Raw genomic sequence first — 15,221 nt, 5'->3', positions numbered from 1 at the left:
CGGGAGGTTGATCATGATGATCAAAGGTCTAGTGATGACGGCCGCACTGCCGGTGACCGCCCCGATCGCCCACGCCGCCTACCGGCTCCGGTACCGCTGACCCCTGGTGGACAGTGAACCGGCCTGGACCGACAATTCAAAGCATGACCTCGGCGCCGCTGGAACGGACTCGTCCGTCGGACGCTGAGCGGGATCGTGCCCTGGCCGTTCTCAGAGACGGCGCCGGTTCGGGCCGGTTGTCCCACGACACGTTCATCCGCCGGATGAACTTCGTGCTCCGCGCCCAGAGCCGCGCCGAGCTCTCGGATGCGATCCGCGACCTGCCGCGGGCCGAACCACGGGTCGTCACCTGGACCAGAGAACTGCGCGGCAGACTCCCACGCCTCGGGTTCGCCCGGACCGCGGGGCAGCCGCAGGTGGTGACGACTACTCTTGGTCAGTGGCTCGGGAGCCTGCCGCGAGTCTCCGTCGTACGACGTCCAGCCGCGCCGCCGCTACCCGGCCTCGCACTTCCGGCCCCCGGCTCACCGACCGTCCGCATCGGTCGCGGTCCCGGCGCCACCCTCCGCCTGCCCGACGTCTCGGTCTCCCGCTGCCACGCCGAACTCCGGTACGTCGACGACGGCTGGATGATCCGCGACCTCGGATCCATGAACGGCACGCAGGTCAACGGCCTCCGCATCACCACCCCGTCCCGAGTCCGCCCCGGCGACCACATCCAGTTCGGCGCCGTCGCCTACATCCTCACCTGGACAGACCAGCCGTAGGACTTGCATCCGGTACCCAGGTACAGGTTTACCGTCGATCCATGAACGAGCACACCATTTGGGCACCCGCCGCGTGCACGCTACCCACCGCGGAGCAGCCACTCCGGGTCGCCGAGTTCGACCAACTGTTCGCCGACCACCTCCGCAGCGCCACCCGCGTCGACCCGCACACCCTCGACCTCGTCCTCACCCCTGAGTCCCGCCCAACAGCCGAAGCACTCACCAAGAAGGAGACCGAGTGCTGCTCCTTCTTCACCTTCGACTTCACCAGCACACCCACCGGCAACCTAGGCCTGCGCATCACCGTCCCACCCACCCAAACCGCCGTACTCGACGCCCTGACCAACAGACTCCCCACATGAGACCGAGCCAAGTCGCGGCCGCGGCGGGGGTGAACCTGCAGACGCTCAGGTACTACGAACGCCGCGGACTGCTCGACGAGCCGGTCCGCAGCCTCGGCGGTCACCGGGTCTACCCGGAGGAGGCCGTCACCACGCTGCGGGTGATCAAGGCGGCCCAGCGGCTCGGGTTCACGCTGACCGAGGTGGCGGCGTTGCTCGACACCGCGAGGCACCGGCATGCGATCGGCGAGGGAGCCGGATTGCAGGCCCAGGCACGCGAGAAGCTTGCCGACGTGGAAGCGAAGATCGCCGACCTGACCGTCATCGCCGAGACCCTCCGCGCCGGGATCGCCGCCGGGTGCGACGACCTGGCAACCTGCGCCGGCGACCCGAACTGCCCACTCCCGTTCACCGAGCTCGGCCACGCGGTCGGTCCGGGTGGTCGCGCGTGACGGTTCTGCGGTCGATGGTGCTGTTTGTGTTGGCGGCGGTGGCGGAGATTGGTGGGGCCTGGCTGGTGTGGCAGGGGTGGCGGGAGCATCGCGGGTTGTGGTGGATCGCCGGGGGAGTGATTGCCCTCGGCGCCTATGGGTTCGTCGCGACCTTCCAGCCGGATCCGCATTTCGGCCGGATCCTCGCGGCGTACGGCGGCGTGTTCGTGGCCGGATCGCTCGTGTGGGGGATGGTTGTGGACAAGTTCCGCCCCGACCGGTGGGACCTGCTCGGCGCTGTCATCTGTCTGGTCGGCGTCGTGATCATCATGTACGCGCCGCGCGGCGCGTGAGTCCTCAATCCGGCATGAGGACTGTCGGGTGGGCGGCCGGGTGGCCGGGCCGTTCAGCGCTCGGCGATGATCCGGCCGCCGTCGAGGAAGGGATCGAACGACCCGTGGGCGCCCGTACCGTCCTTGGACGGGATGACCTCCTTGGAGTACTGCGCGAGGTACACCCGCCGGTTCCGGTCGGTGCGGTTGGGGCCGCTGCGGTGGATGACGACGCTCGAGAAGACCACGATCGAGCCGGCCTGCGCGGTCATCGGGATGCCCTGATCCGGGCCGAAGTAGCAGACCAGGTCGTTGAGCTCGGGGACCTGGATGTGCTTGATGTACGACTTGATGCCGGACCGCGAGTACGGCAGCAGGTAGACCGAGCCGTTCTCCTCGGTGACGTCGTCGAGGGCGATCCAGCAGGTCAGGTACGGCGCGTGGTCCTCGTGGACGTAGCCGGAGTCCTGGTGCCAGGCGAACGCCGTGTCCGGGTCGCCGGCCTTGATCACGTACTGCTCCCAGAACAGGTACGCGTCGTCGCCGAGGGTCTTGCGGCAGATCTCGGCCATGGTGTCGCTGAACAGGAACTGCCGTAGCTCGGGCCGGTCCTGGTAGATCATGCTGCTGAAATACCGCTTGCCCCGGTGGTTGATGCCGAGCGAGTCGGTGCCGGCCGCGTCCATCGCGGCGTCGAGCTTGTCGATCGAGTACTGCGCTCCGCCGCGCAGCAGCTCGAGCTGCTCGTCGGTGAGCACGCGGTCCAGCACGAAGTAGCCCTCGTCGCGGAACTGTGCCAGGTGCTCGGGCGTGACCAGGTCGGTCGATGTCATCGGGCGGTCCTCCGGTCGGTCGGATACTTCCTCCTCCCTTGACGTTAGGGGGGCGGCGACGTCCGGAGAATGGCTCCGCGCGATCCGGACATGAACGTTTTGGCGCTTCGTAGTCAGTACTGTTGCCCGCATGGGTGTGCGCACGCTGATCGCCGACGGGCCGGTGACCAGGCTCGGTCAGCTGGTGCTCGCGGGCGAGGTGGATGACGCCGAGCCGATCATGTCGTCGACACTGCGGGTGATGGACGCGTACGTGCTGTCGGTGCTGATCGATGGCGAGGGCAACTATCGCGACGCCGACGGGCGGGATGAGCGGATCAGGCCGGGCGCGCACACGATCGTGCCGCCCGGGTTCCCGCACACGTACCGGACCGATCCGGGGGAGCGGTGGACCGAGATGTTCGTGGTCTTCTCGGGACCACTGTTCGACGCGCTCCACCTGACCGGCGCCGGCCCGCGGTACCCGGTGCCGCCGCCGTCGGTCGAGGCGCTGCGTACCGTACTGCGCTCGCCGCCGCGGACCCGGCGGGTCGCGGAGCATCAGTTGCTGGCGCTGGCCGATTGGCTGATCGACGCCGACGACACCGCGGACAATCCCGACGTGAGCATGGAGATCGTGGCGGCGATGGGCCGGCTGGCCGACGACCTCACCGGGAGTACGGACCTGGCCGCCGTGGCGGCCGAGTCGGGCCTGAGCTACGACACGTTCCGGCGCCGGTTCGCCGAACAGGTCGGCCAGACGCCGGCCGCGTTCCGGACCGTGCACCGGCTGCAGGCCGCCGCCACGCTGCTGCGGCTGACCGACCTCACGCACCGGGAGATCGCGCGGACCCTCGGTTTCGCCGACGAGTTCCATCTGTCACGCCGATTCCGCGCCCACTTCGGCGTCTCCCCGCGCGACTACCGCCGTTCGTGAGCTACCGGGGCGGGGATGGCGGCCAGCAACTTGTGGGTGTACGGGTCCGTCGCCTCACCGATGACGTCGAGGGTCGGGCCGCGCTCCACCATCACGCCCTGGTTGAGCACCATCACCTCGTCGGCGAGCAGCCGGGCGCTGAGCAGGTCGTGGGTGATGTACAGCATGGCGATGCCGCGGTCGCGGACCAGCTGGTCGAGCAGCGCGACGATCTCGGCGCGGATGGACACGTCGAGCATCGAGATCGGCTCGTCGGCGACGAGCACCTCGGGCTCGGGCGCCAGCGCCCGCGCGATGACCACGCGCTGACGCTGCCCGCCGGACAGCTGGTGCCCGCCCGCCCACCGCTACGGGAAGCTTTCTTGTTAGGGGACCAGGACGACCTTGCCGGTGGTGGCTCGGTTCTCCAGGGCCAGGTGGGCGGTGGCGGCTTCTGAGAGGGGGAAGGTTGTTATGAGGGCTTCCCAGCGGCCGGTGAATGTCTCCTCGAGGGCGGCCTTCTCGAACTCGCGTAGTCGGGGCATCATCTTCGGCCCGATCGACCAATCGGCGGTCAGGCCGCGGGACATCAGATCCGCGGTGGTGAGTTGGATCGGCCCACCTCCGGACCAGCCGAACATCAGCACCCGGCCGCCGACCCCGAGCAGCTCGAACGCCCGCTGACCGCTCTCACCGCCGACCCCGTCCAGCAGTACGGTCACGGCGCGATCGCCGAGATCGTTCCGGAGAGCGCTCACCCAGCCGGGATCGCGGTAGTCGGCGGCAAACTGCGCCCCGAGATCGCGGACCAGCCGGACCTTGGCCGGTCCGCCGGCCAGACCGATCACGGTCGCGCCGACGTTGCGGGCAGCCTGGACCAGATAGCTCCCGATGCCACCCGCGGCGGCCGTCACCAGGACGACGTCGTCCGCGGTCAGTCTCGCCTGGGCGAGGATTCCGGCCGTCGTCCGGCCGGTCCCGATCGCCGCGACCGCCTGGGCCGCGTCGACATGGTCGGGGAGCTCGTACAGCGATTCCACCTTGGCCACCGCGCGTTCGGCGTACCCGCCGGGGACCATGCCGAGGTGCACCACGACGCGCTTGCCTGTCCAGGACGGGTCGACCTCCGGCCCGACCGCCGTGACTCGTCCGGCGACCTCGCGGCCGGGGATCGTCGGTAGCTCGGGGACCGGGATCGGTCCGCCACCCGTCGTGCCGGCGCGGATCATCGTGTCGACCAGATGGACGCCGGCGGCCTCCACCTGGATGAGCACCATCCCGGGACCCGGCACGGGATCCGGGACCTCCTCGAAGCGCAGGTTCTCGGCCGGTCCGAACGCGTGCAGTCTGATCGCCTTCATGCCTGGCAACGCTAGGACCTCAACGCTGCTTGAGGTCAAGCTATCCCACTTTCTTACGTTGTGTATTAAAGTGCGAGCCAGGGAGGGTGTCGTGGCGAAGATTCTGAAGGGTGCGACCGCACAGGAGACGCACAGCGCGATCCTGGATCTGATCCGCTCGAGCGGCACGGTGACGCGGATCGATCTGGCTGACCGCTCCGGTCTGACCGGCGCGTCGATCTCCCGGGTGGTCAAGCAGTTGCTCGCTGATGGCCTGATCATCGAGACCGGTCTGGGCGACCCGACCGGTGGCAAGCGGGCGACGCTCCTGCAGTTCAATCCCCGCGCCCGGCACGCCGTCGGCATCTCGATCGACACGCCGAGTACGACGTACGTCGTCACCGACATGAGCGGTCGCGTGATCGAGCAGGTGTCGTCGCGGGGCATCGGCAAGGACGCGCCGACCACGGCCGTCAAGCGGATCACCGCCGAGCTCGAGGACCTGATCGTCAAGGCGGAGATCGAGCCGTCCACGCTGGTCGGGGTCGGCGTCGCGCTGGCCGGCCGCCAGGGCGGGGGAGGGCAGCGGCTGCTGCGGACGAACGCCTCGAAGTACGCCTGGGAGCCGTTCGCCGTCCGGGACACGCTGATGGCCGCGATCGACCACCCGATCGTGGTGGAGAACGACTCGACCTGCGCCGCGATCGGCGAGTTCTGGGCCGGCCGGATCCCGTCCGCGAACGACTTCGCCACCGTCTACATGGCGGCCGGCTTCGGTCTTGGCCTGGTCACCAATGGCGATGTCTACCGCGGCTCGTCGTCGAACGTCGGCGAGATCGGCCACATGGTCCTGGACGTGAACGGACCACAGTGCTGGTGCGGCGGCCGCGGCTGCCTGGAGAGTCTGGCCGCGCCGCGCGCCGTGGTGAAACGCGCCGAGCAGGACGAGTCCCTGGTGAACGAGCTCGCCCTGCGCGGCCGGGAGATGGCCATCCGGTCCGACTTCGCGAAGATCGCCCGGCTCGCAGCCGCCGGTGATCCGCGCTGTGTGGAGTTGGTCGAGGAGTCCGCGACGTACCTGGCCAAGGCGCTGCTGTCGATCACGAACCTGCTCGACCTCAACCAGATCATCCTGGCCGGCCCGGGCTTCAGCGAGGCGGGTGACATCTACGTCCGGATCGCGATGACCGAGATCAACCGGCTGTCCTTCGTCCGTGCGATGCACCCGACCCGCGTTGAGCTGTCCAAACTAGGACCCAGGGCCGCTGCCCTCGGCGCTGCGTCCCTCGTCCTCCACAGTCAGCTCACTCCGCACCAGAAGTCGAGCCGCTGAGGAAGTCCTTCAGCCAGAGCCCGCTCTTCTTCACGACGCGCTGCTGCGTGGTGTAGTCGACGTATACGATTCCGAACCGGCGGCTGTAGCCCCAGGCCCACTCGAAGTTGTCCATCAGGGACCAGGCGAAGTACCCCTTGAGTGGGAAGCCTTCGGTCACGAGGTCCTGGCAGACGGCGACGTGCTGCCGCAGGTAGTCGAGCCGCTCGTCGTCGTCGACGGTCCCGTCGGCCGTCAGGACGTCCGGGTACGCCGATCCGTTCTCCGTCACGTACAACGGCAACTCCGGCGCCAGCTTGTTGATCGTCACCAGGATGTCGCGCAAACCGGTGGCCTGGATCGGCCAGCCCATCTGGGTCCGCGGCAGACCGGTGTCGACGGCAACGACATTCTCGCTGCCCGGTTGGGTCGACGGACCGGGCGTGGAGATCGGCCCGTCCGGCGCGGCGACCGTGGTCGGGCAGTAGTAGTTCACGCCGATGAAGTCGAGCGGCGCCGAGATCAGCGCGAGATCATCCGCCTGCGCGGCGAACCACTCGGTCGTCCCGGTGTCCTCGAGGACGTCCGCCGGGTACGTGCCGGCGAGCAACGGGTCGAGGAACATCCGGTTCCGCAGACCGTCCACCCGTCGCGCGGCGTCCCGGTCCGCGGCCGACTCCGAGGCGGCGTGGATCGGCGCCGGGTTCAAGGCGATGCCGTACGTACCCTCCGACGAGCGCAGTGCCTCGAGCGCCAACCCGTGGCCGAGCAGCAGGTGGTGAACCGCCTTGAGCGCGTCGGCGCCCTCAGTCCGCCCCGGCGCGTGCTCGCCGTTGCCGTAGCCGAGGAACGCCGAGCACCACGGCTCGTTCAGCGTCATCCAGTGCTTGATCACGTCCGACAGCGCGTCGTGCGTGACTGCGGCGTAGTCGCGGAACCGCTCGGCCGTGTCGCGCACGAGCCAGCCGCCCGCGTCCTCGAGCGGCTGCGGCAGGTCCCAGTGATACAGGGTCGCGTACGGCGTCACGCCGTACTCCAGGCAGGTCTCGGCGAGTCGTCGGTAGAACGCGAGGCCGTCCGGGTTGGTCGCACCGGACCCGGCCGGGACGATCCGCGGCCAGGCGATCGAGAACCGGTAGGCCTTCAGGCCGAGGTCGGCCAGCAGGCGGACGTCATCGGCGAACCGGTGGTAGTGATCGACCGCGACGTCTCCGTTGCTGCCGTCGGAGATCTTGCCGGGCGTGTGCGCGAAGGTGTCCCAGATGCTCGGGCCGCGCCCGTCGTTCGAGACCGCGCCCTCCACTTGGTACGACGCGGTCGCCGCGCCCCAGGTGAATCCAGGTGGGAAGCCGTTCGTCACGTCGTCTCCTTTTGGTCGTGTTCGATGGTCTCGTGCCGTAGCGAGCAGGTGCTCGGTGCGGTAGCTCGGCGCGCTGGAGTGAAGGTCTCGATGCGGATCCATCGTGGCCTTTGCTCCAGTGCGGCGAGGTGCCGTGCCGAGGGCCGCGCAGTAGGCGCGAGACCATCGGACACGACCTAACCTTCTACCCAGTATTGCTCTTGGGGGAGGAGGCTACCTAACCGGTTAAGCAGCTCGTCCGGGAGGTCGGTCGCCATCGCCTCCAGCAAGGCGTCGACGCGGGCCGGCTTGCTGATTCCGACGACCGTCCCGGCGATGCCCGGGGTGTCGACCGAGTGCCGGAGGGCGGCGGTGGCGAGGTCGGTCCCGAACTCGCGGCAGGCCTTGTCCATCGCCGCGACGGCCTCGAGTACGGCGGCCGGCGCCTCGCGGTAGGCGTACTTCGTGGCGCCCTGCGGATTGGCAAGGATCCCGCCGCCGTAGATCGCCGCGTTGATCACCGCGATGCCGTCGTCGGCCGCACGCCGGAACAGCGGGCCGGCCGAGTGGTCGACCAGGCTCCACCGGTTGTGCACGAGCAGCACCTCGAATCCGCCGAGATCGAGATAGCGGGCGAGCTCGGCCGTGTTGCCGCCGGCCAGCCCGACATGCCCGATCTCGCCGTCGGCGCGTAGCTGCATCAGCGTGTCGACGGCGTCCCGCATCGAGTCGAAGTCGTGCCACTCCGGGTCGTGCAGGTGGACCAGCGGCAGGTCGTCGAGGCCGAGCCGTTCCTTGCTCTCGGCGATGCTCGCGCGGACCCGGGCACCGGAGTAGTCACCGTCCTTGGCGTCGACCTTGGTCGCCACCAGGAAGCCGTCCGGGAGACCGCCGTACTCCTTGATGGCCTGGCCGATGCGGAGCTCGCTCTCGCCGTCGCCGTACCCGTTGGAGGTGTCGATCCAGGTGAGCGGGCTGTCGAACACGCGCAGGATGAGGTCGACCGCCTCCTGCCGGGTGACGTCGTACCCGAAGACCGCGGGCATGCCGGCGATCCCGCTGCCGCCGGCGCAGACGGCGGACACGGTCAGACCGGTGGAACCAAGGGGCCGCAGCCAGTTGTCTGTCATGCCTCGGAGCCTACGGCGAAGGCGAATCCGTCGGGATCGACGTAGACCTTCGTGCCGGCGGTTGAGACGAGCTCGGGGAGGTCCGGCGGGTTGCCCTCGAGCTCTGCGTGCGAGAAGCCGGCCACGTCGAGCTGTGGCTCGCGGGAGGTCTTGTCCACCTCGTATGTGAACACCTCGAGGACCGTGTCACCGCCCTTGAGGTAGCCGATGCTGAAGCCGCGCTTGTCGTGCGGCTGCTCGATCGTGCCGATGAACGAGAAACCGTAGTGCTCGGCGTAGTACTCGCTCGTCGCGGCCCGGTCCTCGATCGTCACCGCGACGTGGTCGAACCGCGGGCGCTGCGGAACGCCCAGGGCGCGCTCTCTCGCGACCCCGTCGGCGTCCAGCACAGCGGCGTACTGGAGATCGCCCTGGATCATCTCGAGCAGTGTGCCGTCCGGGTCGTAGAAGAAGCAGATCCGGACCTCGCCCTCGGCGTCGAGCGGGTCCAGCTTGAACTCCACCCCGGCGGCCTTGAGTACGTCGGCCCGCTCGTCGAGCCGGTCCACCTTGAAGCCGACGTGGCGGAACCCCTTCTGCAGGTCGTCCGGGCTCCAGGTGCTCCGGTCCCGGCCGTTGCCCACGGCCCGTAACTCGATCGTTGCGGTCACCGCGTCGAGTACGGCGCGCTCCGGCGTCGGCTCGCCGATCACCCGGAGCTCCAGGAACTTGGTGTAGTACTCGACCGAGCGCTGCACGTCCGTGCAGTTGACCACGACGTTCTTGATCGGCATGGAACCTCTCTCTGCTGACTAGTTCTTGACCGCGCCGAGCATCATCCCGGCGACGAACTGCCGCTGCATCCGGACGTAGACGACGATGACCGGGACGACGGACAGCGTGAGGCCGGCGGTGAGTGCCGGCCAGTTGGTGGAGTACTGGCCCATCAGGGTGAACAGCACGGGTTGCAGGGGGAGCGAATCGGTGTTGCGCAGGACCGTGTTGGCGATCAGGAACTCGTTCCAGGTGGACAGGAACTGGAAGATCACCACGGTCGCGATGCCGGGCCGGGTCAGCGGCAGGATCACCCGCCGGAAGATGGTCAGTTCGCTGCCGCCGTCCACCCGGGCCGCCTCGATCAGCTCGTCCGGCAGCGTCTGGAAGAACGCGCGCATCAGGAACATCGCGAACGGCGCGGAGCCGGAGATGCAGAGCACCAGCAGACCGGTCTGCGTGTCGAGCAGGCCGAGCGACTTGAGCTCGAGATAGAGCGGGATGATCAGCGCCGTCGACGGCATCATCAACGTGGTCAGCAGCAGCACGAACAGCGTGTTGCGGAACGGGAAGTCGAGCTTGGCGAACGCGTACCCGCTGAGCGTCGCGAACACCAGGACGCCGATCACGGTGACCGACGTGATCCAGACGCTGTTCCAGAAGTGCAGCGGGAACTCGATGGACGTCCAGGCATCCTTGTACGCCGTACCCGTGAGCTTCCGAGGGATGATCGGCCCGTTGAAGATCGTGTTCTGCTCGCGCAACGAGGTGAACAGCATCCAGACGAACGGGAACGCCATCACCACGCAGAACGGCAGCAGTACGAACGTCGCGAACGACTTCCCGACCCATGGCTTCTGTGCATTCGTCACGCTCATCGGTCCGCCCTCCTGGTCAGCCAGAGCTGGGCGATCACGGCCAGCGTGCACAAGACCATCGTGACGACGCTGAACGCGCTCGCGTACCCGAGTTGCGGGATCGAGCCCGATGTCGAGCCGAACGCCAGCGAGTACAGATAGGTGCCGAGCACCTCACTCGCGTGGTTCGGGCCGCCGCCGGTCATCACGAAGATCACGTCGAACGCCTTGAATCCGTTGAGCAAGCCGAGGCTGACGATCAGGCCGGTGACGACGCGCAGGCTCGGGACCGTGATGTGGCGGAACTGCTGGACGGTGTTGGCGCCGTCCATGGCTGCCGCCTCGTACAGGTTCGGATCGATGCTCTGCAGACCGGCGAAGTAGATCAGCATGGTGAAGCCGAGGCCACCCCAGACCGTCACCAGCACGATGGCGGGCAGGACCGTCTTCTGGTCCGCCAGCCACGGATGCTGCAGGCTGTCCAGACCGATGGCCCCGAGCAACCGGTTGAGCGTGCCGATGTTCGGGTCGTAGATCAGCTTCCACAACACTGCCGACACCACGAACGAGACGATGCCCGGGATGAACAGGATGGTCCGCACCAGGACGCCGACCTTCGACCAGACCACGTTGACCAGGACGGCCGTGACGAGCCCGAGGAAGGTGAGCACCGCCGTGGTCACCCCGGTCAGCACCAGCGTGATGATCATCGCCCGGCGCGCGACCGGATCGTTCAGCATCCGGCTGTAGTTGTCGAAGTTGACGAACCGCGGCGCACCGAATCCGCCCCAGGAGGTGAGACTCAGGTACGCCGTGTAAAGGATCGGCCAGAGCACGAAGCCCAGGAACAGCACGAACGTCGGCGCCACGAACAGGTAACCCGCGAGCCGCTGCGACTTCCGCAGCGGTGAACCGAACCGGTACGACGGCCGCCGGGGGAGCGGCCGTCGATCCGGTGGTGCCACGTTCTTGCGCGGCCGGGAGAGCGCTGTCGCCATCCGATCAGCCGCCCTTGGCGTTTTGCACGGCCTGCTGCATCTCCTTGGCGACGGCGGCCGGGTCCCCCTTGCCGTCGAAGATCTTGGCCAGCGGATCCCCGGCCGCGACCGACCCGGGGCCGAACGGGATGTGCGGGCACCCGTCGCCGTCGAGCAGCCAGGACGTCATCTGCTTCATGATCGGCAGCTCGATCCGGCTCGCCGCGCTCTTGGTGGCCGGCATCGAGTTGGACTCGTTCATCGTGGGGGAGTACTCGTCCGCGGAGTACATGAACTTCAGGAACTCCAGCGCGGCGTCCTTGTTCTTGCTGTTCGCCGACACCGCCCAGCCGGCGCCGGCCTGGTTCGCGGTCCAGTGCCGCTTGCCGGCCGCGATCGCCGGGGTCTTCATCACCTTGTACTTCTTGTTGAAGGCCGGGGTCGCGTCCTTGGTCAGCCCCTGCGGCGTCCAGCTGCCGTTGAACAGCATCGCAGCCTTCTCGGTGTAGAAGATCTGCGGCGCCTGGTCGCCGCTGGTCCCGGTCGTGCCGGGCTGGAAGACACCGCCGTTGACGATCTTCTGCTGGAGCTCGATCGCCTGGACGACCTTCGGGTCCTCGTACGTCAGCCCGTCCTTCAACTGGTCGAGGTTGAGGTAGAAGGTCGGATCGTCGGCAACTTGCGTGATGAGTGGAAGGAAGAAGTCCAGGGAGCTCGTCGTCGGGTTGCAGCTCAGCGCCACCGGGAACTTGCCGGTCGCCTTGATCTTCGCCGCCGCCGCGATCAGCTCGTCCCACGTCTCGATCTCGTCCTCGCCGACCCCGGCCTTCTTCAGCAGGTCCGGGTTGTAGAACAGGCCGAAGGTCTGCGCCATCCAGCCGACCGCGTACTGCTTGCCGTCCAGGGTGTACTCCTGGTTGGCGGAGTCGAAGAAGTCCTTCAGGAAGTCGTCGCCGAGCTCCTGCTTCAGGTCCGCCGAGATCCCGCCGGTGCCGTAGGTCAGCGCCCGCGTGTGCGGTGCGAAGATCTCCGGTACGTCGCCGCCGGCCACCGCGGCCTGCAGCGCCGGCAGGTACTGGTCCGGGGTGCCGAAGATCCGGTTCTCGACCGTGATGTTGCTGTGCGCCGCCTGGAACTTCTCGATCAGCTTCGGGAACTGGTCCTCCTGGTCGTTGTACCAGGACCACATCCGGACCACGGCCTTCCCGCCGCTCGTGGTGCCGCCCCCGCTGTCACTGCCACCGCAGGCGGCGAGCGCGGACCCCAGTCCGAGTGCGCCCACTGCCCCCTTGAGTACCGTCCGCCGCCGTACGTGCCGTTCGCCCATCGCCGACTCCTAGTCGCTCACCTCACGAACCCTCACACCAACTTCCTAACTGAAAGTAAGAAAGGGGTCAAGGTCGGGAAACGGATTTCCAGATTTTCCGGGACCGGCAGGTCGGCTCATAGGGTGTGGGCATGGTGATGACGTGGTGATCCGGCTGAGTCAGCGGTGGCCGGAGGTGAGCTCCGATCGGCTGCTGTCCGAGTGCGTGCCGCCGCCGCGCTTCGCCGAGGTCCGGTTCGCCACGTACCGGCCGGATCCGGACGAGCCCTCCCAGGCCGAAGCGCTGAGTGTGCTCACCGAGCGGGCGGTCCAGTTGGCGCAACCGCGCCGGACACCAAGCTTGTGGTCACGTCTCCGCGGCCGTGGAACCAAGCCTGCGGGCAAACCGGGCATCTACCTGGATGGTGGGTTCGGAGTCGGTAAGACGCACCTGCTCGCATCGCTGTGGCACGAAGCCGCCGGACCGAAGATGTACTGCACCTTCGTCGAGCTCACCAACCTGGTGGGCGCCCTCGGTCTCCGCGCCGCCGTCGAGGCGCTGTCGTCGTACCGGCTGATCTGCATCGACGAGTTCGAGCTCGACGATCCCGGTGACACGATGCTGCTCTCCCGGCTGCTCGGCCAGTTGGTCGCCGCCGGGGTCGAGTTGGCGGCGACCTCGAACACGCTGCCGGACAAGCTCGGTGAAGGCCGGTTCCAGGCGATCGACTTCCTCCGCGAGATCCAGGCGCTCGCCGCGAACTTCGACGTACGCCGGATCGACGGACCGGACTACCGGCACCGCGGCCTTCCGGTGGCTCCCGAGCCGTGGCCGGACGAGCGCGTCGAGGAGACCGCCGCCGAACGACCGGGCGCGTCCTGCGACCACTTCGTCGACCTGCACCGCCACCTGGCCGAGCTGCACCCGAGCAAGTACGGCGCCCTCCTCGATGGCGTCGAGGCCGTCGCGATCACCGACATCCGCCCGCTCATCGACGAGAACGTCGCGCTCCGGATGGTGGTCCTGGCGGACCGGATGTACGACCGGAACCTCCCGCTGCTGGCCGGCGGCGTACCGCTGGACCAGATGTTCTCCGCCGAGATGCTGAAGGGCGGCTACCGGAAGAAGTACCTCCGGGCCTTGTCGCGGTTGATTGCCCTGACACGCGAGTCGGCAGACCAAGCAGCGTCCTGAAACTGCACCGGGTGTGTGGTTCATTGGGACCATGGTGATGCCGGCGGGGTGGCGTGCGGTCAGGCTGTGGCTCGGGGTCGCACTCGCGGTCCTGTGCGGATGGCTGGCCTGGCATGTCGGCAATGAGGTGTTCCGGTTCATCTGGATGGGCGACGAGGGTGAGTTCCTCCTGTTCGTGGTCGTCCTCGGGCTGTTGGCGGCCGTCCTGATCGCCACCGCGATGCAGCCGTCGCCGCCCGGCGAGGGCTCGGGCCGGTGGTTGGTGCGGGCCGCCGTCTACCTGTGCGGCTGCGCAGCGCTCATGCTCGTCGCACTCTGGGCCGGTACGGCGTACTACGACGCGACCGACTGCCCGACCGGGGACGCAGACTGCCTGTCGCTCCTCGGGGGCATGGTGTGGGCGGTGATCTCCGTAGCGGTCAGTGTCGTCGTCATCGTGGTGATCGAGCTCGTCCTGCGGCGCCGGCGCAAGGTTGCGCAGACTTCCGCAGATCTCGGCGGTTGATGAGGCAGGATGGGCGAATGGCGAAGCAGAAGAAGGGGAAGGCCGACGACGGCGGACTGCGCGAGCAGTTGCGGGTGCCGTCCGGGCCGGTCGACCTGACGACGTACGACACGCGCGCCACGCCTGGCTTCAGCGGGAGCAAGGACGAGGGCAAGGTCGCGCTGGAGGGCCTCGGAGCCGAGGTCTCCGACTGGCAGGAGCGGCTGTTCGCCGAAGGGCGCAAGGACGGCGAGCGCAGCGTGCTGCTCGTCCTGCAGGGGATGGACACGTCCGGCAAGGGCGGGGTGATCCGGCACGGCGCGGGGCTGATGGATCCGCAGGGGCTGAAGATCACGTCGTTCAAGGCGCCGACAGCGGCCGAGAAGCGGCGCGGGTTCCTGTGGCGGATCAAGCAGGCGCTGCCGTCGGAGGGGATGATCGGGATCTTCGACCGGTCGCACTACGAGGACGTGCTGATCGCGCGGGTGCGCAACCTGGTGACGCCGAACGTGTGGAACCGGCGCTACGACCAGATCAACGACTTCGAGGCCGAGTTGGCCGCGCACGGCGTGACGATCGTGAAGTGCTACCTGCACATCTCGCAAGAGGAGCAGAAGGTCCGCCTGCAGGCGCGGCTGGACGATCCGACCAAGCACTGGAAGTACAACCCCGGCGACGTCGACGAGCGAGAGTTCTGGCCGGACTACATGGATGCCTACCATGCGGCGATCGAGCGGTGTAACACGCCCGAGGCACCCTGGTACGTGATCCCCAGCGACCGCAAGTGGTACCGCAACTGGGCCGTCACCACGATCCTCCTGGAGACCCTCAGGTCCCTCGACCCGCAGTGGCCGCAGGCCGACTACGACATCGACACCGAGAAGAAGCGCCTGGCCGCCACCTGAGCCGCGCCCCCGCGGTGTCAGCCG

Annotated in this window: 18 protein-coding genes; 9 read left to right on the top strand and 9 right to left on the bottom strand. The window is 68.1% G+C overall.

Going from position 1 to position 15,221, the window contains the following annotated elements:
• The first annotated feature begins 143 nt into the window (after positions 1 to 143).
• Genes ACZ3HV_RS34645 through ACZ3HV_RS34630 form a run of 4 tightly spaced genes read left to right on the top strand, consistent with a single transcriptional unit; the run spans position 144 to position 1,892 of the window.
• Entirely contained in the window at positions 144 to 767 is a 624-nt protein-coding gene (locus ACZ3HV_RS34645; RefSeq protein WP_465690655.1) for an FHA domain-containing protein, read from the top strand.
• A 41-nt stretch (positions 768 to 808) separates the two neighbouring features.
• Entirely contained in the window at positions 809 to 1,129 is a 321-nt protein-coding gene (locus tag ACZ3HV_RS34640; RefSeq protein WP_465690653.1) for a hypothetical protein, read from the top strand.
• Positions 1,126 to 1,560 (top strand): MerR family transcriptional regulator, encoded by a 435-nt coding sequence (locus ACZ3HV_RS34635; protein WP_465690651.1) that lies wholly within the window; start codon positions 1,126 to 1,128, stop codon positions 1,558 to 1,560. The genes ACZ3HV_RS34640 and ACZ3HV_RS34635 overlap by 4 nt, the downstream gene beginning before the upstream one ends.
• On the top strand, positions 1,557 to 1,892 hold the full coding sequence (locus ACZ3HV_RS34630; RefSeq protein ID WP_465690649.1) for a YnfA family protein: 336 nt from the start codon (positions 1,557 to 1,559) through the stop codon (positions 1,890 to 1,892). Before ACZ3HV_RS34635 ends, ACZ3HV_RS34630 begins: the two co-directional genes overlap by 4 nt.
• A gap of 53 nt (positions 1,893 to 1,945) precedes the next feature.
• Here ACZ3HV_RS34630 and ACZ3HV_RS34625 read toward each other — a convergent pair whose 3' ends face one another.
• Entirely contained in the window at positions 1,946 to 2,704 is a 759-nt protein-coding gene (locus tag ACZ3HV_RS34625; RefSeq protein ID WP_465690647.1) for a phytanoyl-CoA dioxygenase family protein, read from the bottom strand.
• A 130-nt stretch (positions 2,705 to 2,834) separates the two neighbouring features.
• On the opposite strand from ACZ3HV_RS34625, the gene ACZ3HV_RS34620 reads away from it, so the two are divergent.
• Positions 2,835 to 3,620, top strand: a complete 786-nt coding sequence (locus ACZ3HV_RS34620) for a helix-turn-helix transcriptional regulator (RefSeq protein ID WP_465690645.1) — start codon at positions 2,835 to 2,837, stop codon at positions 3,618 to 3,620.
• Here ACZ3HV_RS34620 and ACZ3HV_RS34615 read toward each other — a convergent pair.
• Both ACZ3HV_RS34615 and ACZ3HV_RS34610 read right to left on the bottom strand, forming a co-directional pair.
• Positions 3,605 to 3,946 (bottom strand): ATP-binding cassette domain-containing protein, encoded by a 342-nt coding sequence (locus ACZ3HV_RS34615; protein WP_465690706.1) that lies wholly within the window; start codon positions 3,944 to 3,946, stop codon positions 3,605 to 3,607. The two genes, ACZ3HV_RS34620 and ACZ3HV_RS34615, sit on opposite strands and share 16 nt — an antisense overlap.
• A 39-nt stretch (positions 3,947 to 3,985) precedes the next feature.
• A complete protein-coding gene (locus tag ACZ3HV_RS34610; protein ID WP_465690643.1) occupies positions 3,986 to 4,960 on the bottom strand; it encodes a zinc-binding dehydrogenase in 975 nt (324 codons plus the stop codon).
• Positions 4,961 to 5,051: 91 nt separating this feature from the next.
• Between ACZ3HV_RS34610 and ACZ3HV_RS34605 the strand changes: the two genes are divergently transcribed.
• Positions 5,052 to 6,272, top strand: coding sequence for an ROK family transcriptional regulator (locus ACZ3HV_RS34605; RefSeq protein WP_465690641.1), 1,221 nt, complete (start codon positions 5,052 to 5,054; stop codon positions 6,270 to 6,272).
• On the opposite strand, the gene ACZ3HV_RS34600 is transcribed toward ACZ3HV_RS34605, so the two are convergent.
• The 6 genes from ACZ3HV_RS34600 to ACZ3HV_RS34575 all read right to left on the bottom strand — a co-directional run bounded on the left by ACZ3HV_RS34600 (position 6,244) and on the right by ACZ3HV_RS34575 (position 12,634).
• Positions 6,244 to 7,611, bottom strand: a complete 1,368-nt coding sequence (locus tag ACZ3HV_RS34600) for a GH1 family beta-glucosidase (protein WP_465690639.1) — start codon at positions 7,609 to 7,611, stop codon at positions 6,244 to 6,246. The genes ACZ3HV_RS34605 and ACZ3HV_RS34600 overlap by 29 nt on opposite strands.
• A gap of 176 nt (positions 7,612 to 7,787) precedes the next feature.
• Entirely contained in the window at positions 7,788 to 8,720 is a 933-nt protein-coding gene (locus ACZ3HV_RS34595; protein WP_465690637.1) for an aldo/keto reductase, read from the bottom strand.
• Entirely contained in the window at positions 8,717 to 9,493 is a 777-nt protein-coding gene (locus ACZ3HV_RS34590) for a VOC family protein (RefSeq protein WP_465690635.1), read from the bottom strand. Before ACZ3HV_RS34590 ends, ACZ3HV_RS34595 begins: the two co-directional genes overlap by 4 nt.
• Before the next feature lie 18 nt (positions 9,494 to 9,511).
• On the bottom strand, positions 9,512 to 10,351 hold the full coding sequence (locus ACZ3HV_RS34585; protein WP_465690633.1) for a carbohydrate ABC transporter permease: 840 nt from the start codon (positions 10,349 to 10,351) through the stop codon (positions 9,512 to 9,514).
• Positions 10,348 to 11,328, bottom strand: coding sequence for a carbohydrate ABC transporter permease (locus ACZ3HV_RS34580; protein WP_465690631.1), 981 nt, complete (start codon positions 11,326 to 11,328; stop codon positions 10,348 to 10,350). Before ACZ3HV_RS34580 ends, ACZ3HV_RS34585 begins: the two co-directional genes overlap by 4 nt.
• A 4-nt stretch (positions 11,329 to 11,332) precedes the next feature.
• On the bottom strand, positions 11,333 to 12,634 hold the full coding sequence (locus ACZ3HV_RS34575) for an ABC transporter substrate-binding protein (protein ID WP_465690629.1): 1,302 nt from the start codon (positions 12,632 to 12,634) through the stop codon (positions 11,333 to 11,335).
• Between the two features lie 142 nt (positions 12,635 to 12,776).
• Between ACZ3HV_RS34575 and zapE the strand changes: the two genes are divergently transcribed.
• Genes zapE through ACZ3HV_RS34560 form a run of 3 tightly spaced genes read left to right on the top strand, consistent with a single transcriptional unit; the run spans position 12,777 to position 15,197 of the window.
• Positions 12,777 to 13,808 carry a cell division protein ZapE gene (gene zapE, locus ACZ3HV_RS34570; protein WP_465690627.1) on the top strand — a complete coding sequence of 344 codons (1,032 nt, stop codon included), beginning with the start codon at positions 12,777 to 12,779 and terminating at the stop codon, positions 13,806 to 13,808.
• 31 nt (positions 13,809 to 13,839) lie between these two features.
• Entirely contained in the window at positions 13,840 to 14,313 is a 474-nt protein-coding gene (locus ACZ3HV_RS34565) for a hypothetical protein (protein ID WP_465690625.1), read from the top strand.
• A gap of 17 nt (positions 14,314 to 14,330) precedes the next feature.
• Positions 14,331 to 15,197 (top strand): polyphosphate kinase 2 family protein, encoded by an 867-nt coding sequence (locus tag ACZ3HV_RS34560; protein ID WP_465690623.1) that lies wholly within the window; start codon positions 14,331 to 14,333, stop codon positions 15,195 to 15,197.
• Positions 15,198 to 15,221 lie beyond the last annotated feature (24 nt).

The sequence above is a fragment of the Kribbella sp. NPDC020701 genome (assembly GCF_055562215.1).
The sequence above is the reverse complement of the archived record's forward strand: the minus strand, read 5'-3'. Positions and strand labels throughout refer to the sequence as shown.

What these genes read in the sequence shown, in the direction of transcription:
- ACZ3HV_RS34580 (WP_465690631.1), bottom strand. Translation starts at nt 11,328, where the DNA reads ATGGCGACAGCGCTCTCCCGGCCGCGCAAGAACGTGGCACCACCGGAT.
- ACZ3HV_RS34610 (WP_465690643.1), bottom strand. Translation starts at nt 4,960, where the DNA reads ATGAAGGCGATCAGACTGCACGCGTTCGGACCGGCCGAGAACCTGCGC.
- ACZ3HV_RS34635 (WP_465690651.1), top strand. Translation starts at nt 1,126, where the DNA reads ATGAGACCGAGCCAAGTCGCGGCCGCGGCGGGGGTGAACCTGCAGACG.
- ACZ3HV_RS34560 (WP_465690623.1), top strand. Translation starts at nt 14,331, where the DNA reads ATGGCGAAGCAGAAGAAGGGGAAGGCCGACGACGGCGGACTGCGCGAG.
- ACZ3HV_RS34565 (WP_465690625.1), top strand. Translation starts at nt 13,840, where the DNA reads ATGGTGATGCCGGCGGGGTGGCGTGCGGTCAGGCTGTGGCTCGGGGTC.
- ACZ3HV_RS34595 (WP_465690637.1), bottom strand. Translation starts at nt 8,720, where the DNA reads ATGACAGACAACTGGCTGCGGCCCCTTGGTTCCACCGGTCTGACCGTG.
- ACZ3HV_RS34625 (WP_465690647.1), bottom strand. Translation starts at nt 2,704, where the DNA reads ATGACATCGACCGACCTGGTCACGCCCGAGCACCTGGCACAGTTCCGC.
- ACZ3HV_RS34645 (WP_465690655.1), top strand. Translation starts at nt 144, where the DNA reads ATGACCTCGGCGCCGCTGGAACGGACTCGTCCGTCGGACGCTGAGCGG.
- ACZ3HV_RS34590 (WP_465690635.1), bottom strand. Translation starts at nt 9,493, where the DNA reads ATGCCGATCAAGAACGTCGTGGTCAACTGCACGGACGTGCAGCGCTCG.
- ACZ3HV_RS34640 (WP_465690653.1), top strand. Translation starts at nt 809, where the DNA reads ATGAACGAGCACACCATTTGGGCACCCGCCGCGTGCACGCTACCCACC.
- ACZ3HV_RS34575 (WP_465690629.1), bottom strand. Translation starts at nt 12,634, where the DNA reads ATGGGCGAACGGCACGTACGGCGGCGGACGGTACTCAAGGGGGCAGTG.
- ACZ3HV_RS34585 (WP_465690633.1), bottom strand. Translation starts at nt 10,351, where the DNA reads ATGAGCGTGACGAATGCACAGAAGCCATGGGTCGGGAAGTCGTTCGCG.
- ACZ3HV_RS34620 (WP_465690645.1), top strand. Translation starts at nt 2,835, where the DNA reads ATGGGTGTGCGCACGCTGATCGCCGACGGGCCGGTGACCAGGCTCGGT.